This window comes from Orbaceae bacterium lpD02, from assembly GCA_036251875.1.
Taxonomy (GTDB): Bacteria; Pseudomonadota; Gammaproteobacteria; order Enterobacterales; family Orbaceae; genus Orbus; species Orbus sturtevantii.
This window is the reverse complement of record CP133960.1, coordinates 840632-862625: the sequence shown is the minus strand read 5'-3', so window position 1 is coordinate 862625 and position 21994 is coordinate 840632. Positions and strand designations below refer to the sequence as shown.

The following is a 21994-nucleotide window of genomic DNA, read 5'->3' as shown; positions in this document are numbered from 1 at the left end:
AAATTTGAGCCATAAAATAAATATTTTAATTTTATGATTGAAAAAGGTAAATAGATGGAAAAGTTACTAGTTGCAGACATCGGTGGTACCAACGCTCGTTTTGCTTTATACAATAGGGCAACAAAAATATTATCAGATATAAAAAAATATACCATTACCGACGACACATGTTTACCACAATTAGTTACTGACTACCTTAAACTGTGCTCAGTAACGGTTAAGCGTGCTTGTTTTGCGCTTGCTTGCCCAATTGAGGGCGATAAGATTGTCATGACCAATAACCATATTGAATTTTCACGTAGCGAGCTACAAGAATTACTCGCATTAAAACAACTCGAAGTGATTAATGATTTTACCGCGGTAGCAATGTCTGTGCCTGCCCTAGGAGCTGAGGACATATGCCAAATCGGTGGTCAAGCTGCAGATATTACCTATCCGATTGCAGTTTATGGTGCCGGAACTGGTTTAGGCGTTGCTCATCTCCTCAGTATCGCAGGAAAATGGCTAAGTTTACCTGGTGAGGGCGGTCATGTTGAGTTGCCAATGATTAATGATTCCGAAGATAAAATTTTATCGATATTGCGCCAGAAATTCGGTCGTGTATCAGCAGAGCGATTCTTATCAGGCAGTGGTTTAGTTAATATTTATCAAGCGTTAGTTGAACTAACTAATCAAAGTAAACAAGATATAACCGCTAGTGAAATTGTTACACAGGCGCTTGAGCAAAGTTGCCAAATCTGCTTACAAACACTCAGTTTATTTTGTGCATTCATGGGACGTTTTGGCGGTAATTTAGCGCTTACGCTAAATACTCGTGGCGGGGTTTATATTGCGGGGGGGATAGTCCCTCGTTTTCTGGAATTTTTTAAACAATCAGATTTTAGGCTTCATTTTGAAACTAAAGGCCGAATGGGGCGCTTGTTACAAACTATTCCAGTTTATGTCATTGTTCATTCGGATCCTGGGCTACTTGGCGCTGGTATGTACCTGGAGCAAAAAATGACAAACTAATTTTTATACTCACTACAGAGAGTAGAATAAAAAATATTTGTCATGCAATAGTTACAATTAGCAAGTCAAGCTTGCCAATGTTTATAACGACTACGATAGTTTATCTTGTAAGAGCTGTAATCGTTCTTGCAAAATGAGTGTTAATGACTCTCGAACCCCATGATGTTGAACTTCAAGCATTGCATAAACTAACGCTAAACACTGCTCAATAATTTCATCGGGGATCAAGGGTTCTAAACTGTTAGCGTGATAACTAGCTAACTTTTCCTGCATATAATAGCGTTTGGTTGGATAACGTGACTGATAAGTAAATGGGATCACGGTTAGTAGGTTTTGTGCTGAAGTATTCGTCGCACCACATGTCATGGTCGTTACTCCTTATTGTAGTATGAGAGATAATTATCAAATAAATAATTACTGTTTTTATATACAGTAATTTAGCATTTTATATAAAACAGATCAATACAAAACAATTACAAGATGCTGAGATTGTGAAGTTTAGTTAAATAATGTTAGATTATTGCCCCTGCTTTTAATTATATTGAGTCATATATGAATGAAATTCGTGCTACAGAGTTAAAAACTATTCTTCATTCTAAACGAGCTAATCTCTATTATTTAGAGCATTGCCGGGTCTTAGTTAATGGCGGACGAGTTGAATATGTTACTGATCGCGGTAATGAGTCGTTGTACTGGAATATTCCTATTGCTAATACGAGTTGTATACTGCTTGGTACAGGCACATCTATTACTCAAGCGGCTGTTCGCGAATTATCAAAAGCGGGTGTTATGATGGGATTTTGTGGCTGCGGCGGCACGCCATTGTTTGCGGCAAATGAAACTGAATTTGCCTGCCAATTTTTTTCACCACAAAGTGAATATCGAGCAACCGAATATTTACAAAAATGGTGCCAGTTTTGATTTGATGATCTACGGCGGCTAAAGGCAGCAAAGCATTTACAACAAAGGCGTTTACAACTAATTGCGCAATATTGGCAAAAACATGATTGGCAGTTTGAAAGTGTTCAAGTTAGTTTGAATCAGTTAATCGATGATTTTGCACTGCAATTTAATCAAGTAGATAATAGTCAAGCATTATTAGCGGCAGAAGGGCGTTTTAGTAAACGCTTATATGGCTTAGCTAATGAACTTACCATGCAAGATGATAAATTTAAACGTAAACAAGGCTTAAAAGGTAAATATTTTGATCCTGCTAATCAGTTTTTAGACCATGGTAACTATTTAGCCTATGGGCTTGGTGCGACGGCATGTTGGGTTCTTGGCTTGCCGCATGGCATGGCTATCTTATATGGTAAAACTCGTCGTGGCGGTTTAGTATTTGATGCCGCAGATATTATCAAAGATAGCATTATTTTACCTCAGGCATTTTTATCGGCACAACGAGGTGATAGCGAAAAGGAGTTTCGCCAGTCTTGTATCAATAATTTTGCTCAGTTTAATGTGCTAGATATTATGATTGATGTCTTAAAACAACTTGCGGAGCTGTCATGAATATTTTACTTATCAGCCAATGCAAAAAAAATGCCTTAAAAGAGACGCGCCGTATTATTGACCAGTTTGCTGAGCGCAGTGGCGGGCGGACGTGGCAAACAGCTATCACTGAAGAGGGACTAATCACACTACGTAATTTGCTAAAGCGAACAGCCCGTAAAAATACTGCCGTAGCCTGTTATTGGACGCGAGGCAAAAACAATACGGAATTATTATGGTTAGTTGGCGATCGCAGCCAGTTTAATGATGAAGGGCGAGTACCGACTAATCGAACAAAACGCAACATCTTACGCAGCGATAACGAAAATCAATGGCAATACGGCTCATCAATACAAATTATTGCCACACTATCAGCACTTTTACATGATTTAGGTAAAGCCACTATTGGTTTTCAAAATAAACTTAAGCTTGGTACTTTAGGCGATCCTTATCGTCATGAGTGGATCTCATTACAGTTATTTATGCTAATGATTGAAGGGTGTGATAGCAATGAAAGTGTATTGACTCGGTTGGCAACGTTTGAACATTATCAGCAGCTCAATCCAGATTGGCATAATAAATTAATATCAGTTAATAGAGATAAACTCAATTTAGAAAAATCGCCCTCACTAGCACAATGGATTGGTTGGTTAATTGTTTCACATCATCGCATGCCGATGACGGATGCAGATGAGCGGTGGGATAGGCGTGATAATAAATATAAAGAAATAAATAGTATTAAGCAACAAAATACGCCTGATTATATTGAAGATTTTACCCCACAGCGTTTTTTTAAAAAGCTCTCTGCTGTTGCTAATTGGGTATGGAACCCTAAAGCCGATCAACAAAACCAACAACACTTTTGGCAGCTAGCCAAAAGTGTGACAACAAGTAAATTATGGCTAAACCAGCTTAAACGCTGGGCTAATAAAGCGTTAAATGATTTCAATCTAAAGCAGTTAGCAATAGCTGATTATATTAATGATCCATTCTTATTGCATTTATCACGGCTTGCTTTAATGACGGGCGATCATAATTTTTCTAGCCGGCCAAGAGAGTGCCACATAGATAATAGTGAGCTAATCGCCAATACGGCAAGTGACAAACAAGCCAAACAGTATTTGGATGAGCACTTACTTGGCGTAGCAAAATATACCGCTAGGTTTGCGCGTTTATTACCGGTATTAGACGGTAACTTACCTAGCTTGAGCAAACATAAACCCTTTACCGAGCGAAGTAAAATACAACGATTTATGTGGCAAAATTACGCCGTTGATTTAACTAAAAGTATTTCAGAACACGCGAATGAAGCCGGTTTTTTTGGTATAAATATGGCATCAACGGGTTGTGGTAAAACGCTTGCCAATAGTAAAATCATGTATACACTTGCCGATGCCAAGCGCGGTATACGTTTTACAATAGCTCTTGGTCTGCGGGTATTAACCCTACAAACAGGTAAAGTCTTAAGACAAAAACTTAACCTAACGGATGAACAACTAGCTATTTTAGTGGGTGGTCAAGCTAATAAAGCATTATTTGAACTAGCACAACAAGATAATGATAGTTGCTCTGGCAGTGAATCTACTGAGAATTTAATCGATGGCTTTGTCGACGTATACTCCAGCGCAATAGATGCAGATGAATTTGGCACTATTATTCAAGATCATAAAGCGCGTTCATTGTTACTGACACCGCTAGTAACATGTACGATTGACCATTTAATTCAAGCCAGTGAAAATCAACGAGGAGGGAAACATATTGTCCCTATTTTGCGGTTATTAACGGCAGATTTAATTTTAGATGAGCCTGATGATTTTGACCAAAATGATTTACCTGCACTAGCGCGATTAGTCTATTTGTCTGGTTTGTTCGGTAGCAAAGTACTGTTATCATCGGCAACATTAACGCCAGATTTGGTCAGTGGATTATTTGCTGCATATCAAGCAGGGCGTAAAATTTGGCAAAAGCAACAAAATAAACCACCCTTACCGATTGTGTGTAGTTGGTTTGACGAATTTGAGCAACAAGCCACAAATATCGAATGTGATGATGATTTTAATCAAGCTCATCAGCAGTTTGTTACTGCTCGTATCAATAGATTACAGCAAGCTAGTATTCGGCGGCAGGGAGTAGTAATGCCTCTTGCGGATTATCAAAAAAATAAACCTGAAAATACCGCATTAGATTTTCCATTATTAGCGCAGCAACTGATAAAGCAAGCTTATCAGTTGCATACTGAACATCATAACGTCGATCCTAAGACAACCAAAAAAATTAGTCTTGGCTTAATTCGTTTGGCTCATACTGAAAATGTTATAGCGCTCGCAAGAGCAATTTACCAATTAACTGACATGCCGACAGATACTCAGCTTCACATTGTCGTTTACCATGCAAAACAACTGTTGTTACTGCGTAGCAAGTTGGAAGAAAAGCTTGACCGGCTATTAAGCCGTAATGAGCCAAACGCTTTGTTTATGCATCCTGAAATTCGCCAAGAATTAGACCAAAGTCAGGTTAACCATCACCTTTTTATCGTAATTGGCACACCAGTTACAGAGGTAGGAAGAGATCATGATTATGATTGGGCAATAATTGAGCCATCTTCGATGCGCTCAATTATTCAACTCGTTGGACGAGTGTGGCGCCATCGTCCAGATAAAGTAGCCAATAGCCCCAATGTAGCAATTTTAAGCAGTAATTTGAAGGCAATAAAACAAGGGAACTCGTTAGGTTTAAATAAAATTTGTTTTTATCACCCTGGTTTTGAATCGGATAAATTTCGTTTAACGACGCACAAAAGCAGTGAGCTGATAACTGAAACACAGCTTTCTAATATTAATGCAATTTCACGTATTACTAGGCCAGATGTTTGGCATGATAAAATTAGTACATTAGCCGAACTAGAACATCGAGTGATGGCTGATTTGTTTAACATTCCTACAGATGTTAAACATAAAAAACGTGAGAGCAATGAAGTAACCAGTTATTGGTGCCAAACGCTGGCGCATAGCTATTGCGTTCATTTACAACTATTAACGCCTTTCCGGCGCCGAGCACGTAAGCAAATTGAATATGTTTGTCAATTTAATGAAGACGGTCAAAATGGTTTTCGTTTTAGTCCTGCTGAAATTGCATGGCAAACTCCGAATGATTTTAGCTCAAGTAAGATCAATGAACAGATCAGCTACCAATCTTGGGCACAATTATTCGATTCAGATAAAATAACACCTTGGCTAACGGCGGATTTTCATCAAGAGCTTATAGCGTTATCGCACCATTTTCCTGATATGCCTCTACCTCGGTTAGCGCTACAATTTGCTACTATTACATTAAATGACCAACCTTACTGGTATTATCATCCGTGGTTTGGTTTTTATCGTGGGGGTTAATACCCTTATCAAATCCCCTTTTTTATTTAATCTGAAAAAAACAAATTTAATCAAATAGTTAATTTTTTATTAAAAAAAAGGGTTTAAAATAATTAATTAAGTACTATCCTTTGGTAAACAACGGCATTTATAATATAAAACTCTAGTTCACCGCCGTATAGGCAGCTTAGAAAACATAGAAATTTCAAACATACAATTATCCTTTGTTCATTACCGTGTAGGTAGTTTAGACAAAATAGGTTAAGTGAGTGTGAATAGGTATTGGCTAAAAATTTGTCTAATATTGTTGCGCTAATATCAACATTGTTAGCTGTTTTTTATCGCTGATTGCTCTTATTTTTAAAAATAACTCAGACGCTTCATCATACTCTTTGCGTAAATAACTTAACCATTGCTTGATCCTTGCTATGTGGTAGCAACCGCTATCATAAGGATTGTCAATTATGATGTAACGTTTAAGTAAATTTAATACATCTTGCCAAGCTAATTTTTTTTGTCCATGTTTAACTATAGCACCTAAATTAGGTAGATTTAAAGCGCCTCGGCCAAGCATAAGTGCATCACAGCCACTAGCATTTAAACATTTTTGCCCATCTTGATAACTCCATATTTCACCATTAGCAATGACTGGAATAGAGAGTCGTTGACGGAGATCACCAATCGCCTGCCAGTTGATTTTATCTGCTTTGTAACCATCTTCTTTAGTTCGTCCGTGCACGACGATTTCATTAGCGCCACCTTGTTCGGCAGCATCCGCAATTTCAAAGCGCTCTTCAATTGACTCCCAGCCTAACCGAACTTTAACTGAAAGAACTTGTTCTTTAGGGATTGCCTGACGAATCGCCGTAGTTATTTGGTAGATAAGTTCTGGACTTTTTAGTAGACTTGCTCCTCCCTCGCTGCCCACGACTTTTTTGGCAGGACAACCACAATTCAAATCGATGCCATGTGAGCCAAGTTCAATTGCTCTAACTGCATTTTTAGCAATCCACTCAGGTGAGCTACCTAATAATTGTACGCGAACAGGCGTGCCTGATTTGGTATAAGCATTATTATGCAGTTCAGGGCAGAGTCGATAAAAGGTTTTGGCTGGCAAAAGGGTATTAACCACCCGAACAAATTCAGTCACACACAGATCATAGTCATTTATTTCTGTCAATAATTCCCTAACAAAACCATCTAACACGCCTTCCATCGGTGCTAACATTACTCGATTAATACTATTTTTCATGGCACACCGGACAATTGACCAATTTGGCAAAGCTGATTTCGTTAAATTGCATGGTCATTATATCGATCATTAATAAGCGACCTATTAATGGTTTACCATAATTGGTTAATACTTTGATTGTTTCAACTGCTTGAAGCGATCCCATCATACCAACTAAAGGAGCCATCACACCGGCTTCAACACAGGTTAGTTGTTCTTGACCAAATAGCATGCTTAAACAGTGATAACAAGGTGTATTATCTTGATAAGTAAATACGGATAATATGCCTTCCATCCTAATTGCTGCACCCGAAATAAGCGGCTTTTTAACTTGATAACAGCAGCGATTAATTTGTTCACGTGTTTGGATATTATCGCTACAATCGACCACTATATCATGTAGTCTAATTTGAGTAATCAGATGATTATCATCTAATTGTTGATCAATTGTTTCGATCAATATTTGTGGGTTATGTTGTGCTATTCGTTGTTTGGCAACTAATACTTTTTTATGATTGAGCGCTTGTTCGGTATAAAGGATTTGCCGACTGAGATTCGATTCACTGATCGTGTCGAAATCAACAAGTGTTAAACGACCCATTCCGGCACAGGCTAAATATAAGGATGCACTACAGCCAAGGCCTCCAACGCCAATAATTAAGGCTGATTTATTTTTAAGTAATTCTTGCTTATCAATATCAAATCCTTTGAGGGTAATTTGACGATCATAACGAAGCAGCTCTTTATCGGTAAGTTGTTGCATGAGAATTGATATTTTATTGGTTAATAGTGGTCATTTTAGCATAAAAATTGGCACATTGAGTGCCAATTTATGGAGGGAATTATTTGTCAAAATCAGCCAAGAATGCTAAGTACTGTTCTTTCGTCATCAGTGGTTGATAATCCGCCATCAATTGATCGGCTTTTGCCGCATCATCATACAATAAATCAATAATGGTACACGCCATCATCTGCGCGGGGTGGATATAGGCCATATCTTCATCAAATACACTATAATCTTTACCGTGTAAAACGCCACGAACAGAACCAATCCATGGATGGCTAACGGGCATAATATGAGAGAGATCGCCAGTATCGGTGCTACCGGTCATATGCGGCGCAATCCAAACGTTTTCTTGACCAATTAATTGCTCTGCATTGCTTTGTAGTAAATCGTTAATAGTTGGATTATTTTGCAAGGGTAAATATCCAGGGAGATCTTTAATTTCACATTTTGCTCCAACAGCCATTGCACCTGCTTTAAGTGCTTGATTAATCCTCTTGTTCGCATCAATCATAGCTGGAACATTACCCGCCCGAACATAGCTTTCCATACGCACATCGCTAGGTACCACATTGACCAAATCACCACCTTGAGTAATGATTGGGTGAAAACGAATATAGTCTTTTTCTTGAAACGTTTCACGAATAGCGTGTACTCCCATCATCCCCATCATGGCAGCATTAAGCGCATTCACGCCAACATGCGGCGCAGCTGCAGCGTGGGCAGCTTCACCTTTATATTGAATTAGCTTACCAATAAAACCATTACTCGTTGTTGAAATTTCGATAAAACCTCGTTCACGTTCTTTAGCTACGCTAGTTAAATGAACTTGCAGTGCCATATCGATATCGTCAAATTCACCGCGGTAGATTAGTTCAGGTTTGCCGCCAATATACTTAATTTTACCTTGTTCAATTAAACGATTACGATAAGTAATTTCGACATACTCTTCAGCAGGCACAGCAAATGGTACAACATCTCCCGCTAAGTAATTCATCGCACCCGAATCAATAAGTCCCATCGTAACTGCGATCATATTGGCTATTTGGGCATTGTGCCCACAGCAATGAGCCGCGCCAGATAATTCGCTAGCAGCAGGGTGATCAGCACAGATAATTGCGTCCAGTTCGCCAATGACGGCTATACTATGTTTACTTCCTTTCCCACCTTTTAAGCGACCTTTTACACCCGTTAGTGCCAATTTATTTTTATATTCAACACCCAGTTTTTTAAATATTGCTTCAACTTTTTCAGCGGTTTTGGTCTCTTTATAACCAAGCTCTGGTTCTGCCCAAATAGCCTCTGCGATTGCTTTAATATCTGCTTTTCGCTCAGCAATAGCTTGGCAGACTTGTTTTTTAAGTTGTTCTTTATTCATGTGACACCTCATTGAAATAAAAATTTTTAAAGTTAGATAATACCTTCCCAGTGTAGGGTCAATTGCGCAATGAGTGCCGCAAAAATAAATGTGCCAGAAAACACCGCCAAAGAAACAGGGATAATACGCCATGAAATACTTTTAAATAATGCTAAATCTTTACCAATAGCAAGGCCAGCATAAGCGAGTACCGGAGTGCAAATAGCAAGTAACGATACTTGATCAGTTATTTCAACAACCATGTTATGGCCCGGAAAGATGGGGGATGACATGATTGCCGCCACTACTGATACCCATAAAATTACCGGCAATTTTTTGAATAAGGGTAACTTGCTAATAAGAAAACCTATGATCGAAATAATAACCAGCATACCAAGTGCTTGCAATGAATCGATAAAATTAATCTGATAACCAATCGAGTTACCTGCAGCCATAATAATGGCGACTAAAATAAGTAAAAAAATGGTTTCTAGTATTTTCATTATTTAGCTCCCGATTTTTTATTACGAAAACGATTAAGTACATTATATAAGAACGAAGCGAAGGGTAATGAAAATAGGATATAAATGTAGATCCCAAGTACGCTAGACATCAAATTGGCTGCGGTGGCATATGCTTTAATTTCTCCGGCTATATTTGGATAGAGATCACTAATTGGGGCAAGTGATGCCGCCATCATGCTACCACTACCAATACCTGCCCCCATTGCAAGAGCATAAGGATGAATAATATCAAGCCGAGCAATGATGCTTGCCAAAATACTCATCCAAATTGCACCATATAATGTGCCGCATACGTACATTGCCATCACGCCACGTCCCTCTGGTGAATCGAGACCATACTTATCAGCGACAATCGCAATATTGGGTTCACGCGCAACTGAGTAAGTCGCACCGACGGCTTCTCGCCCCATACCAAACATCATCGCTAGCGGTAAGCCGAGTAAGATGGTGCCTGCAAAGTGCCCAACTTCTTGAAAGATAAGTGCGAGTTTAGCATTAAAAATTTCATTGATTTTTGGACCAACAGAAACACCAAGTTTAGCGATCAAAAGCATTAGCGTGACAATCATAACGCTGCTTGCATGATGCATATTTTTGTTCGTTAAAATTTTAAGCTTAGGTAAACTAATTGCGCCACCAATAATCATTGCATATAACATCGGGTATACAGTAATAACCCAGATGGCTTGTTTCCCAATAAATTCACACATAATCACGACTAACAGCGCAAGGAGATGCACTCGATAGTCCTTCAATATTTCCATTATACAACCTCCTGTATTTTATTTTAATTTTATATGACGTTAGCGCTTAATGTATATATCAAAATAGCATAGCTTATTTCTGCTAGAATCTACCTGATGGCTGATAAGAATCGGTTGTAAAAATAATAATGTAATTTTGGCTAATAAATTTGGTCAAGTTAATAAGATATGGTTCAGTGCAATCTCCAATGAGCTTAGAGGTTAACTTCATTATGGATAAATTATTAGTATATCACTTGAAAGAAGCATTCTTATCGCTGTTATTAAGGTAACATTACTAAAGCTTATTAATAAATGGTGGCAATGACAAGTGCTATCATGATGATTTTTATCACTGAAAAAAGCCCAATAAGTCTATATTTTTAGCATCATTTTGAATTTAATTAAGTTAATTAATTTGACCAGTTTGATAAATTAATTTGGGGTAAATACTATTTATGAAATAAATAACGAATATTTTGGCTTACATACTTTATACAAATTAAATTTGCTCTATAATGATTACCATTTTGCAAGGCAGCTGATAGGATATTTTTATGCGAACAATCTATTGCGGGCAATTAAATGCCTCTCATATCAATCAAGATGTAACATTATGTGGTTGGGTTAATAAACGGCGTGATCTTGGCGGTATGATTTTTATTGATATGCGTGATCGTGAAGGGATTGTACAAGTCTTTTTTGATCCCCAGTTTGAGCAAGCCTTTAAGCTAGCCTCTGAGTTACGTAATGAATTTTGTATCCAAATTAAAGGTAAAGTTAGCGCGCGCCCAGAAGGTCAAATTAATAAAGATATGGCAACGGGTCAAGTTGAAATATTGGCAACAGAGCTAATGATTTTTAATCGTTCAGAGGCTTTACCATTAGATTTTAATCAAAATAATACTGAAGAACAACGCCTAAAATATCGCTATATTGATTTACGTCGACCAGAAATGGCTAAAATATTTAAAACCCGCGCTAATATTACTGCGTTTGTGCGTCATTTTATGAATGAGCATGGTTTTTTAGATATTGAGACGCCTATGCTAACTAAAGCAACACCTGAAGGTGCGCGTGATTATTTAGTTCCTAGCCGTGTGCATAAAGGTGAATTTTATGCCTTACCGCAGTCACCGCAGATCTTTAAACAGTTATTAATGATGTCAGGATTTGACCGCTATTACCAAATCGTCAAATGTTTCCGTGATGAAGATTTACGTGCCGACCGTCAGCCGGAATTCACGCAAATTGATGTTGAAACTTCATTTATGACTGCGCAGCAAGTACGAGACATTATGGAAAAAATGATCCGCGGTTTATGGCAAAAAATTATTAAGGTTGATTTAGGTCAGTTCCCGGTTATGACGTTTGCAGAGGCAATGCGCCGCTTTGGTAGTGATAAGCCTGATTTGCGTAATCCACTTGAAATTATTGACGTTGCAGATTTAGTTAAATATGTCGATTTTAAAGTATTTTCCGCGCCAGCAAATGACGAAAAAGGACGCGTTGCGCTACTTTGTGTCCCTAATGGTGCTTCATTAACGCGTAAACAACTTGATGAATATACTCAGTTTATCGGCGTTTATGGCGCAAAAGGAATGGCTTGGGTCAAGGTTAATGATGTATCTAAAGGGTTAGACGGAGTGCAGAGCCCAATTGCGAAATTCTTTAATGCCGAACAGATGACTGCTATTTTAGTAAGGGCTCAGGCAAAAGATGGTGATATTTTATTATTTGGCGCAGACAGTAGCAAAGTGGTTACTGATGCGTTAGGGGCATTAAGGCTTAAAGTCGGTAAAGATTTGCAATTAACTGATGAAAAATCATGGGCACCGTTGTGGGTTATTGATTTTCCTATGTTTGAAGAAAATGATGATGGGCTTAATGCGATGCATCATCCTTTTACTGCGCCAAAGGATTACTCACCAGAAAAGTTACAAACAGATCCTCTTAATGCTGTCGCTAACGCTTATGATATGGTGATTAATGGTTATGAAGTTGGGGGGGGGTCGGTGCGAATTCATCGTAATGAGATGCAACAAGCCGTATTTACTATTTTAGGTATTAACGAAATAGAGCAACGTGAAAAATTTGGTTTCTTGCTTGATGCCTTAAAATATGGCACTCCACCTCATGCTGGACTCGCATTTGGTTTAGACCGTTTATCTATGCTACTCAATGGGACGGATAATATTCGTGATGTTATTGCATTCCCGAAAACGACGGCAGCGGCATGTTTATTAACTGATGCACCAAGCCCTGCAAATCCAGCTTCATTACAAGATCTTGGTATTGAAGTCAGTAAAAAGTAATTTATATTAATTGAAGCGTTAAGTATTGCTTTAACGCTTCGGTAAAAATAGATGTGCTACAAAAATCCAGAATCAGTTTTAGTCGTTATATTTTGTCCTAATACCCAGTGTTGCCTTATGTTACAGCGCCAAGATGATGCTAGTTTTTGGCAATCGGTAACAGGCAGCCTTGAACTCGGGGAGACACCTTACCAAGCGGCTATACGTGAAGTAAAAGAAGAAACAAGTATTGATATTGAACTGGCTGATTATATATTAGTTGATACTAAACAGACGGTTGAGTTTGAAATCTTTCCACAATTTAGACACCGTTATGCACCTGGTGTTACAACTAATAGAGAACACTGGTTCTATTTGTCTTTACCACATGAAATTGCTCCCATTTTAACCGAACATCTCAATTATCAGTGGTTATCTTATGATAAAGCCGCTGAGATCACATTATCATGGAATAATCGGCAGGCAATTGAGTGCTTAAATAATATTAAAGATAATAATAGTTAATATTTTTCTCGGAGCTTTTCTGCTCATCCTCACATACCAATCACGACTTTTTAAATAAATGCTAATTATCGTAATATTTAATGTTATTAATCGCTATTAGCTACCTTAACAAAAGTATGTTGTCAGTCGTTGTTATTAGTAACAAATCACATCATTTCGCATTTGCACAATATTTACATTTTGCTGTCATTTGCTTTTCTTTTTTAATCAAACTGTATTAATTGTTAAATGAATTTTTAAAGTCAATTGTCAAATATTTAAAATCATTTATTATCAAAATCAGTTTTTTTAAGTCTATTAAAGTTTAAAAAACAGTTTTTATTTAAATTTGAAATTTTATCTGTTTTATTTTATTAAAGAGGTTTTTATGAAAAAAGTATTATTAGCAACTACATTAGCAACATTATTTGCAACATCAATGGCTCATGGAGCTACGCCTGATGTTACCGGTGGTCAAGTTAATTTCTTTGGTCTAGTAACAAATGTATCTTGTACTATTTCTGTTGATGGTCAGGGAAGCGATGCAAGTGTGTATCTTGCTCCAATATCAATTAATGAAATAACTAAAGCCGATACTCTATTCAGACCAAAATCATTTACAATTGATGTTAGTAATTGTATGCCTGCTGCTGAGGAAGGAAAAACCAAAACTATTTCTGTAAATTGGACCGGTGGTAATTTATTGGCAGGTGTAAATAATGGCTATTTGGCTAATACTCACGGTGTTTTAGGTGCACAGAATGTTCAATTTGTTTTATCGACTGACTCAAGTTCAGCTTTGACAAACAAAATCATTCCAGGCGATAATAGTCAACCACAAGCAAACGGAGCTATTATTTCGAGTGCTAATGGTGATATTTCTCGTTTCACTTACTATGTTGGGTATGTTTCTTCAGAACCAGCTAAGGTAACGGCAGGCCAAGTAACTAGTTATGCAACTTATGAAATTACATATGAGTAATCTTTTGGTTTATTAATCCAATAAAACGATAATACTTAGAATTATCGTTTTTCTTATAGGAGATGTCATGAAGATCACAATACTTTTTTTTAGTTTATTTTTTAGCCTTTGTTCATTTGCAAATAATATTATTGTTAATGGAACTCGATTTATTTATCCTGGCAATGAAAAAGAAATTACTGTGCAGATGACTAATACAGCTGATCGTCCTGCAATTGCGCAGGCTTGGCTAGATAATGGTGATCCAAATGAGTCTCCTGATACGATAAAAACACCATTCCAAATTACGCCTCCTATTTCTCGTATTGAAGCGAAAGGTGGACAAGTACTACGTATTAAATTGATGAATAAGCAAGCCATACCAACTGATAGAGAAAGTTTGTGGTGGCTAAATATTCTTGATATTCCAGCTTTATCTAAAAAAGAGGGTAAAGATGAAAATGTTTTACAATTAGCCATTCGTTCGCGTTTTAAATTTATCTATCGCCCTACAGGATTAGGTACTCCGGAGTCGGCAGTTGAAAAATTATCCTTGATTCCTAAAGGAAATCAATTATCTATTGATAATAAATCGCCTTTTTATGTTACAGTAACTAAAATCTCAACTGATAATAAAGGTGCATTAAATGATAAAACATTAATGATTGCGCCGTATTCGGTAGAGACATTAACCCTTAGTAAAGCATTAAAATCGGGTGAGGTTGTTACGATTAACTACCTTAATGACTATGGTGCTGATGTCGCAAACACCGTTAAAGTTAAATAAATATAATCTATATAACTTCTTATGGAATTGATAGGTCATGTTAAAACTTGGGAAATTGAAGGCTAAAATTTTTTTATATACTCTCTGCGCTTATTTTACTAGTTCAGTGTATGCTGAGACTGAGCAAAATTATGAGTTCAATAGAGGTTTTCTTGTCGGTTCTAGCGACAATATTGACCTTTCACGCTTTAATCGAGCGCCTATTGATGAAGGCGTTTACTCGGTAGATGTTTATACCAATGATGAATGGCGAGGTCGTTATGATTTAAATATTATAAGACAAAAAAATGGTACCTTAGGGGTATGTTATACGGCTAAGATGCTAACCGATTTTGGTATTAATGCTAATGAATTAAACAATAAATTAAGCGCTGACCCTTCGTTTTGCGGTGAACTTTCCCAATGGAATGATAACGATAATATTAAAGATATCTTAGAAACCTCTTCATTAAAATTATTGATTTCAATGCCCCAAATTTATGTTCTATCACAGTCTGCTGGTTATGTCCCTTCAGAGTTTTGGGATGCGGGTATTCCTGCAATCAATATTAGCTATATCAGTAACTATTATGATAGTCATTATTCTGATAACTCAGCGCAAGATACAAAATCATTTTATCTAAATCTTGACGGTGGTCTGTCTTTTAATGGATGGTTACTAAAACATGCGGGTAATGTTACTTGGCAAAATACGAGTAAATTCAACTGGGATAGTAATCAGACGTATGTACAACGCTCGATTGCTGCAATTAAATCAAATTTCGTTTTAGGTCAGTTTTATACTGAAAGTTCGTTATTTGATAGTATAAAATTGAATGGCGCCAAATTAGCAACCAATAATAATATGTATCCTGATGGCATGTCATCTTACGCACCTGATATCAATGGTGTTGCAATGAGTAACGCTTTGGTTACTGTGCGCCAAAATGGTAATATCATTTATCAAACATCCGTTTCACCAGGACCTTTTAGCATTAAAGATATTTCGTCAATAGGGTTTGGCGGCGATTTAGACGTAACTGTTCAAGAGGCAGATGGTAGCGAAAATACGTTTGTTGTTCCTTATGCATCAATTTCTCAATTATCGAGACCAGGTTTTACTCATTATCAAGTCGCAGCTGGTAAGGCTGATATGGATAATTTGAGAAATAAACCAAATATTTTACAAGCAAGTATCCAGCATGGATTAAACAATACGTTTACTTTATATTCAGGTACAACGTTGTTTGATGATTATCAAGCTTATTTAATCGGTACTGGTATTAATACCGGTATAGGTGCTTTGGGCTTTGATGTCACCTATGCAAAAACCTCTTTTGATGATGTTTCTAAAAGTGGTTACAATTATCGGCTATCATTTAACCAGCAATTTACTGAAACAAATACAAATTTAGTCGTTAGTGCATCACATTCCAGTTCACAAGATTATTTTGATGCAAATGAAGCGCTTTATTTTATTGATGATTACAAACGAGGCGGTACTGATAATTCATTGCCGCGTAAAAATGTACTTAATTTGACCATTAACCAAAACTTGCCATCAGGTTATGGTAGTTTTTATTTAACAGGACAAATTTATAACTATTGGGGTGATACAAATACCAGAAAACAAATCCAACAGACATATAATAATCGATTAGGTAATTTATCCTATTCATTAGCTTTTACACGAGTTTATTCTAACAATAATGCCGATAATCGGCTATCGATTGGTTTTACTTACTCACTGGGGTCTAGTCAGCGTCGAACTACCATCACGTCGAATGCTTTATTCAATAACTCCCATTTCGGCTCAGCTCAAGTAGGGTTAAGTGGTGCGTTAGATAAAGATAGTTTGGCTACTTATGGTATTACTAGTGCAGTGGGCACTGGCGGTAATCAAAGTATAGCATTAAATACTAACTATCGTTCTTCTCTTTCGAATGTCAGCGCTAACTTTAGCCAAGGTAATCATTTTAGGCAGTTTGGTGCGGGGGCAAATGGTTCATTTATTATTCATAGTGGAGGTGTAACATTTACACCAAATACGTCAGATACGATGACATTGATTGAGGCAAAAAATGCTAAAGGTGCGACAATTCCAGGCTCCTTAGGTACGCGAATAGATAGTAATGGCTATGCCATATCTTCATATGTCAGACCTTATCGACTCAATACTATTGCGATTGATCCAAAAGGCAGTAGTGACGATGTGGTTTTTGATAATACCTCTCTGCAAGTAGTGCCTTATGAGGGAACCATTACCAAAGTCAAATTTGACACAAAAATTGAAAAAACACGTGTATTTAATGTGGTTAATATTGAAGGTAAACCACTAACATTTGGCCAAAATGTAGTAAATGAAAATAATGAATCGATTGGGGTAGTTGGTCAAGGTGGCCAAGTGTTTATTTATGATGATAAAGCAACCGATGCCATTGTTGAAGGGCTTACAGGCAAATGTTCGTTTTTATTAAATGATAGTAACGAAAGTGAGAAGGTTTGTTTATGAAAATAAGAACGATGTTATTTTTAGTTTTAAATTTATTTTTCGTCAGTCAAAGCTATGGGGCATGTATTAAATTAGATGTCCCTGAGGAAATTGTATATTTAGATATGGGGACAGTGCTTGTCAGCCCTAATTTAAATGTTGGCGATATTATTGCTGAGAAAAAATTTCCATTTTCAGAAGTGAATCGTGCATTTCATTGTAATGGAGGAGATATACTTGAAGCCGCTATAAATACTAGTCTATTTACTAGTAGTAATAATAAGATACATCAAACCAATGTCCCAGGTGTTGGAATAAAAATTGCTAGAGGGACTAATTTCTACCCTTACAATTATACAGCTTCAAGGAACAATGATGTGAGTATAAAAGCAGATGATTTTTTTGTAACTTTATATAAAACGGCTGAATTTGTTGGTGCAGGGCCTCTTTCAAGTGGTAATTACACCAATTATGGCCCACAAGGTGGAGGCCTATCTACTTCTGGGTTAAGCACTTATATGACGGCAGGTGGGACAACAATTGTTACCCCTTCTTGCTCCGTAGTGAGCGGTGCAGAGCAGAATGTCTATTTAGAGCCTGTAAGTTATACAAAACTTAAAACGGTCGGGGCGACGACTGGGGATACTAATTTTTCAATTCGGACCCGATGTAGTGGAGGCGGAGAAGCTGTCCAAGATTTGGATTATGCCCATGTCTATATGGCTTTTTCAGGTACGATCCCATCTAATTTATCCAACTCAGACGGAGTGTTAATTAACGATGTTAGTTCTAATGGCGCAACAGGCATTGGCATTCAAGTTTTAGATAGCGACAAACAAGCACTTGTTTTTGATAAAAAATATAATGCAGGTTCATTAGCACTAACGGGTAACTATTTTTACACATTTAATTATACTGCGCGTTATTATCGATACGGTAGTGATATAATGCCAGGAGCTGTTGAATCTAAGATGATTTTTAATATAACTTATGAATAGTTATACAATATATTGTAGACTCTTTGTAGCTAAATTGAAAAGGCATATCTATGAAATTAGGAGTAAAATTTTTTTTAATTTTTAATTTATTTTTTATAGGTCAATGTTTTGCTACTTGTACTCGGTATAATGATGTTCCAGCAGGAATAGTATATTTAGATATGGGAATAGTAATTGTTAATCCTAATTTAAATGTTGGAGATGTGATTGCCGAGAAATCATTTCCATTTGGTGAAGTAGGGGTCGCATTTTATTGCTATGGAGGCGATATGATTGAGGGTGCTATAAATACTAGTTTATTTATTAGTAATAACAATAAGGTATATCAAACAAATGTCTCTGGTGTGGGAATAAAAATAGCAAGGGATCGTGACATTTATCCTTACAACTACCAAGCTGTACGAACAAATGATATCAATATAGCAGAAGGTCAATTTATTGTTACATTATATAAAACAGCTGAATTTGTCGGTACAGGCCTCTTTCAAGTGGTAATTACACCACTTATGGTCCGCCAGGTGGAGGTCTCTCTACTTCTGGGTTAACAACTTATATGACAGCAGGAGGGACGACAATTATCACCCCTTCTTGCTCTGTGGTAAGTGGTGCAGAGCAAAATGTCTACTTAGAACCAGTAAGCTATACAAAACTAAAAACGGTAGGGGCGACGACTGGGGATACTAATTTTTCAATTCGGACTCGATGTAGTGGGGGCGGAGACGCAGTCAAAGATTCTGGTTATCGTCATGTCTATATGGCTTTTTCAGGTACGACCCCGTCTAATTTATCTAACTCAGACGGGGTGTTAATTAACGATGTTAGTTCTAATGGCGCAATAGGCATTGGAATTCAAGTTTTAGATAGCAACAAAAAAGCACTTGTTTTTGAAAAAAAATACAATGCTGGATCATTAGTATTAACCGGTAACTATTTTTATACTTTTAATTATACTGCGCGCTATTATCGATATGGTAGCGATATTATGCCTGGCGCAGTCGAATCCAAGATGATTTTTAATATCACCTATGAATAGTTATACAATATATTGTGGACTCTCTGTAGCTAAATTGAAAAGGCATATCTATGAAATTAGGAGTAAAATTTTTTTTAATTTTTAATTTATTTTTTGTTGCTCAATGTTTTGCGGCTTGTACTCGGTATAATGATGTTCCAGCAGGAATAGTATATATAGATATGGGAACGGTAATTGTTAATCCCAATTTAAATGTTGGTGATGTGATCGCTGAGAAATCATTTCCATTTGGTGAAGTAGGGGTCGCATTTTATTGCTATGGAGGCGATATGATTGAGGGTGCTATAAATACTAGTTTATTTATTAGTAATAACAATAAGGTATATCAAACAAATGTCTCTGGTGTGGGAATAAAAATAGCAAGGGATCGTAACATTTATCCCTACAATTATGTAGCTCAAAGAGAACGGCAAATCAACGTAGTAGCGGGCAACATTATTGTTACATTATATAAAACAGCTGAATTTGTCGGTAGTGGTCCCCTTTCCAGTGGTAACTACACCTCTTATGGTATTCCTGGCGCAACCCTTTCTACATCGGCATTATCAAGTTATATGACAGAAGGTGGGACGTCAATTGTTACTCCTTCTTGTTCGGTCGTGAGTGGGGCTGAGCAAAATGTCTACTTAGAACCAGTAAGCTATACAAAGCTTAAAACTGTAGGAGCAACGACTGGAGATACTAACTTTGCAATTCGGACTCGATGTAGCGGAGGCGGAGAGGGAGTAAATGATTCTTCGGGTTATAGTCATGTCTATATGACGTTTTCAGGCACGATCCCATCTAATTTATCTAATTCAGATGGGGTACTAGTTAATGATATTAGTTCTAATGGTGCAACGGGTATTGGTATACAAGTTTTAGATAGCAACAAACAAGCGCTTGTTTTTGAAAAAAAATATAATGCAGGATCATTAGCATTAACGGGTAACTATTTTTATACCTTTAATTACACTGCGCGCTATTATCGATATGGTAATAACATTATGCCAGGAGCAGTTGAATCTAAGATGATTTTTAATATAACTTATGAATAATTAGATATAATGAAATTAATCATACTAGCTAGATATTTTGACTTTGTAATGAATTTTGAAAGTATTTCTGTTAGAATGCAGCATTTTATAAAAGCAATGATATCTGGAGAATTTTATGGCAGGTCACAGTAAGTGGGCTAATACCAAACATCGAAAAGCTGCGCAAGATGCCAAGCGCGGTAAAATTTTTACCAAAATTATTCGTGAGCTAGTTACGGCCGCTAAAATTGGTGGCGGCGATCCAGCGTCGAACCCTCGTTTACGTGCTGCAATGGATAAAGCATTGTCAAATAACATGACTCGCGACACCATGAATCGCGCTATTGCGCGCGGTGTTGGTGGTGAAGATGATAGTAATATGGAAACTATCATTTATGAAGGTTATGGCCCAGCAGGTACTGCTGTGATGGTTGAGTGTTTAAGTGATAACCGTAATCGTACCGTTTCAGAGGTTCGCCATGCCTTTACTAAAACTGGGGGCAATTTAGGAACAGATGGCTCAGTATCGTATTTATTTACTAAAAAAGGCGTTATTTCCTACCCAACAGGTGTAAATGAAGATCAGGTTATGGACGCAGCACTTGATGCTGGTGCTGATGATGTGGTTACCTATGATGATGGTGCCATTGATGTATTTACTACACCAGAGTCATTTGGTGACGTCAAAGATGCATTGGATGCCTCGGGTTTAATTTCTGAATCCGCTGAAGTGTCGATGATTCCTGCGACAAAAATCGATCTTGATATTGAGTCTGCACCTAAATTATTACGCCTTATTGATATGCTTGAAGATTGTGATGATGTGCAGGAAGTTTACCATAATGGTGAAGTTTCTGATGAGGTTGCTGCGACACTATAATGTCGATTATATTAGGCATTGATCCTGGTTCGCGCTTGACGGGCTACGGTGTTATCCGTCAAGTGGGTAGACAATTAACTTATCTCGGCAGTGGCTGTATTCGCACGTCTGCCGACGATATGCCAACTCGCTTAAAGCGCATTTATGCAGGTGTTAGCGAAATTATTTTACAGTTTCAGCCTAACATGTTTGCAATAGAGCAAGTCTTTATGGCTAAAAATGCCGATTCTGCACTTAAATTAGGCCAAGCACGAGGTGTGGCTATTGTTGCGGCAGTAAATTGTGATTTACCTGTGTTTGAATATGCAGCAAGGCTAGTAAAACAATCGGTAGTCGGTACTGGCGCGGCCGATAAAAAACAAGTTCAACATATGGTCAAAATGTTACTTAAGTTACCCGCAAGTCCGCAAGCTGATGCGGCAGACGCGTTAGCTATTGCCATTACTCATTCTCATAGCTATCAAAATTTAGTTAAAAATTATAAATAATAAAAATAGTATTATTAAGTACACCATAAGCTTATTGTAGTCAGATTTAATATA

The 21994-nt window shown here is 37.2% G+C and carries 19 protein-coding genes and 1 pseudogene; 14 read left to right on the top strand and 6 right to left on the bottom strand.

All coding sequences use genetic code 11. From position 1 onward, the window contains the following. The first annotated feature begins 54 nt into the window (after positions 1 to 54). Positions 55 to 1011: a glucokinase gene (locus RHO12_03810; GenBank protein ID WVD66909.1), complete on the top strand. Its 957-nt coding sequence runs from the start codon at positions 55 to 57 to the stop codon at positions 1009 to 1011. Positions 1012 to 1101: 90 nt separating this feature from the next. Here RHO12_03810 and RHO12_03805 read toward each other — a convergent pair whose 3' ends face one another. Beyond that, entirely contained in the window at positions 1102 to 1377 is a 276-nt protein-coding gene (locus tag RHO12_03805) for a hypothetical protein (GenBank protein WVD66908.1), read from the bottom strand. Positions 1378 to 1563: 186 nt separating this feature from the next. On the opposite strand from RHO12_03805, the pseudogene cas1f reads away from it, so the two are divergent. Together cas1f and cas3f are read left to right on the top strand one after the other, a co-directional pair. Next, positions 1564 to 2523, top strand: a pseudogene (gene cas1f, locus RHO12_03800) (type I-F CRISPR-associated endonuclease Cas1f). Next, a complete protein-coding gene (cas3f, locus tag RHO12_03795; protein WVD66907.1) occupies positions 2520 to 5891 on the top strand; it encodes a type I-F CRISPR-associated helicase Cas3f in 3372 nt (1123 codons plus the stop codon). The pseudogene cas1f and the gene cas3f overlap by 4 nt, the downstream one beginning before the upstream one ends. Positions 5892 to 6168: 277 nt before the next feature. Here cas3f and dusC read toward each other — a convergent pair whose 3' ends face one another. The 5 genes from dusC to RHO12_03770 form a co-directional block, all read right to left on the bottom strand. Further along, positions 6169 to 7122: a tRNA dihydrouridine(16) synthase DusC gene (gene dusC, locus RHO12_03790; GenBank protein ID WVD66906.1), complete on the bottom strand. Its 954-nt coding sequence runs from the start codon at positions 7120 to 7122 to the stop codon at positions 6169 to 6171. Beyond that, complete coding sequence (locus tag RHO12_03785; GenBank protein WVD66905.1) at positions 7112 to 7864, bottom strand: molybdopterin-synthase adenylyltransferase MoeB; 753 nt, start codon at positions 7862 to 7864, stop codon at positions 7112 to 7114. The genes dusC and RHO12_03785 overlap by 11 nt, the downstream gene beginning before the upstream one ends. Positions 7865 to 7943: 79 nt before the next feature. Then, positions 7944 to 9263: an amidohydrolase gene (locus tag RHO12_03780; protein WVD66904.1), complete on the bottom strand. Its 1320-nt coding sequence runs from the start codon at positions 9261 to 9263 to the stop codon at positions 7944 to 7946. 32 nt (positions 9264 to 9295) lie between these two features. Then, positions 9296 to 9745, bottom strand: a complete 450-nt coding sequence (locus RHO12_03775) for a hypothetical protein (protein WVD66903.1) — start codon at positions 9743 to 9745, stop codon at positions 9296 to 9298. Further along, positions 9745 to 10530, bottom strand: a complete 786-nt coding sequence (locus tag RHO12_03770; protein ID WVD66902.1) for a DUF3100 domain-containing protein — start codon at positions 10528 to 10530, stop codon at positions 9745 to 9747. Before RHO12_03770 ends, RHO12_03775 begins: the two co-directional genes overlap by 1 nt. Positions 10531 to 11066: 536 nt before the next feature. Between RHO12_03770 and aspS the strand changes: the two genes are divergently transcribed. From aspS to ruvC, 11 genes are all read left to right on the top strand, one after another. Then, positions 11067 to 12824: an aspartate--tRNA ligase gene (aspS, locus tag RHO12_03765; GenBank protein WVD66901.1), complete on the top strand. Its 1758-nt coding sequence runs from the start codon at positions 11067 to 11069 to the stop codon at positions 12822 to 12824. Positions 12825 to 12875: 51 nt separating this feature from the next. Continuing rightward, the gene (gene nudB / locus RHO12_03760) at positions 12876 to 13328 is read left to right on the top strand and encodes a dihydroneopterin triphosphate diphosphatase (GenBank protein ID WVD66900.1); all 453 of its coding nucleotides are present in this window, start codon (positions 12876 to 12878) and stop codon (positions 13326 to 13328) included. A 367-nt stretch (positions 13329 to 13695) separates the two neighbouring features. Then, a complete protein-coding gene (locus tag RHO12_03755; GenBank protein WVD66899.1) occupies positions 13696 to 14289 on the top strand; it encodes a fimbrial protein in 594 nt (197 codons plus the stop codon). A gap of 67 nt (positions 14290 to 14356) precedes the next feature. Then, on the top strand, positions 14357 to 15055 hold the full coding sequence (locus tag RHO12_03750; GenBank protein ID WVD66898.1) for a molecular chaperone: 699 nt from the start codon (positions 14357 to 14359) through the stop codon (positions 15053 to 15055). A 37-nt stretch (positions 15056 to 15092) separates the two neighbouring features. Continuing rightward, positions 15093 to 17546, top strand: a complete 2454-nt coding sequence (locus tag RHO12_03745; protein WVD66897.1) for a fimbria/pilus outer membrane usher protein — start codon at positions 15093 to 15095, stop codon at positions 17544 to 17546. Continuing rightward, entirely contained in the window at positions 17543 to 18523 is a 981-nt protein-coding gene (locus RHO12_03740; GenBank protein WVD66896.1) for a fimbrial protein, read from the top strand. Before RHO12_03745 ends, RHO12_03740 begins: the two co-directional genes overlap by 4 nt. 50 nt (positions 18524 to 18573) lie before the next feature. Next, positions 18574 to 19068: a hypothetical protein gene (locus tag RHO12_03735; protein WVD66895.1), complete on the top strand. Its 495-nt coding sequence runs from the start codon at positions 18574 to 18576 to the stop codon at positions 19066 to 19068. A gap of 8 nt (positions 19069 to 19076) precedes the next feature. Then, complete coding sequence (locus tag RHO12_03730; protein ID WVD66894.1) at positions 19077 to 19556, top strand: fimbrial protein; 480 nt, start codon at positions 19077 to 19079, stop codon at positions 19554 to 19556. A 50-nt stretch (positions 19557 to 19606) separates the two neighbouring features. Next, the gene (locus RHO12_03725; GenBank protein ID WVD66893.1) at positions 19607 to 20593 is read left to right on the top strand and encodes a fimbrial protein; all 987 of its coding nucleotides are present in this window, start codon (positions 19607 to 19609) and stop codon (positions 20591 to 20593) included. A gap of 115 nt (positions 20594 to 20708) precedes the next feature. Beyond that, complete coding sequence (locus tag RHO12_03720) at positions 20709 to 21452, top strand: YebC/PmpR family DNA-binding transcriptional regulator (protein ID WVD66892.1); 744 nt, start codon at positions 20709 to 20711, stop codon at positions 21450 to 21452. Further along, positions 21452 to 21940, top strand: a complete 489-nt coding sequence (gene ruvC / locus RHO12_03715) for a crossover junction endodeoxyribonuclease RuvC (GenBank protein ID WVD66891.1) — start codon at positions 21452 to 21454, stop codon at positions 21938 to 21940. The genes RHO12_03720 and ruvC overlap by 1 nt, the downstream gene beginning before the upstream one ends. Positions 21941 to 21994: the final 54 nt, after the last annotated feature.

Coding starts and splice junctions, on each gene's coding strand:
- nudB (WVD66900.1), top strand. CDS start 12,876: ATGTGCTACAAAAATCCAGAATCAGTTTTAGTCGTTATATTTTGTCCT.
- RHO12_03755 (WVD66899.1), top strand. CDS start 13,696: ATGAAAAAAGTATTATTAGCAACTACATTAGCAACATTATTTGCAACA.
- RHO12_03770 (WVD66902.1), bottom strand. CDS start 10,530: ATGGAAATATTGAAGGACTATCGAGTGCATCTCCTTGCGCTGTTAGTC.
- RHO12_03740 (WVD66896.1), top strand. CDS start 17,543: ATGAAAATAAGAACGATGTTATTTTTAGTTTTAAATTTATTTTTCGTC.
- cas3f (WVD66907.1), top strand. CDS start 2,520: ATGAATATTTTACTTATCAGCCAATGCAAAAAAAATGCCTTAAAAGAG.
- RHO12_03745 (WVD66897.1), top strand. CDS start 15,093: ATGTTAAAACTTGGGAAATTGAAGGCTAAAATTTTTTTATATACTCTC.
- RHO12_03785 (WVD66905.1), bottom strand. CDS start 7,864: ATGCAACAACTTACCGATAAAGAGCTGCTTCGTTATGATCGTCAAATT.
- RHO12_03775 (WVD66903.1), bottom strand. CDS start 9,745: ATGAAAATACTAGAAACCATTTTTTTACTTATTTTAGTCGCCATTATT.
- RHO12_03725 (WVD66893.1), top strand. CDS start 19,607: ATGAAATTAGGAGTAAAATTTTTTTTAATTTTTAATTTATTTTTTGTT.
- RHO12_03810 (WVD66909.1), top strand. CDS start 55: ATGGAAAAGTTACTAGTTGCAGACATCGGTGGTACCAACGCTCGTTTT.
- RHO12_03720 (WVD66892.1), top strand. CDS start 20,709: ATGGCAGGTCACAGTAAGTGGGCTAATACCAAACATCGAAAAGCTGCG.
- ruvC (WVD66891.1), top strand. CDS start 21,452: ATGTCGATTATATTAGGCATTGATCCTGGTTCGCGCTTGACGGGCTAC.
- RHO12_03805 (WVD66908.1), bottom strand. CDS start 1,377: ATGACATGTGGTGCGACGAATACTTCAGCACAAAACCTACTAACCGTG.
- RHO12_03735 (WVD66895.1), top strand. CDS start 18,574: ATGAAATTAGGAGTAAAATTTTTTTTAATTTTTAATTTATTTTTTATA.
- RHO12_03750 (WVD66898.1), top strand. CDS start 14,357: ATGAAGATCACAATACTTTTTTTTAGTTTATTTTTTAGCCTTTGTTCA.
- RHO12_03780 (WVD66904.1), bottom strand. CDS start 9,263: ATGAATAAAGAACAACTTAAAAAACAAGTCTGCCAAGCTATTGCTGAG.
- RHO12_03730 (WVD66894.1), top strand. CDS start 19,077: ATGACAGCAGGAGGGACGACAATTATCACCCCTTCTTGCTCTGTGGTA.
- aspS (WVD66901.1), top strand. CDS start 11,067: ATGCGAACAATCTATTGCGGGCAATTAAATGCCTCTCATATCAATCAA.
- dusC (WVD66906.1), bottom strand. CDS start 7,122: ATGAAAAATAGTATTAATCGAGTAATGTTAGCACCGATGGAAGGCGTG.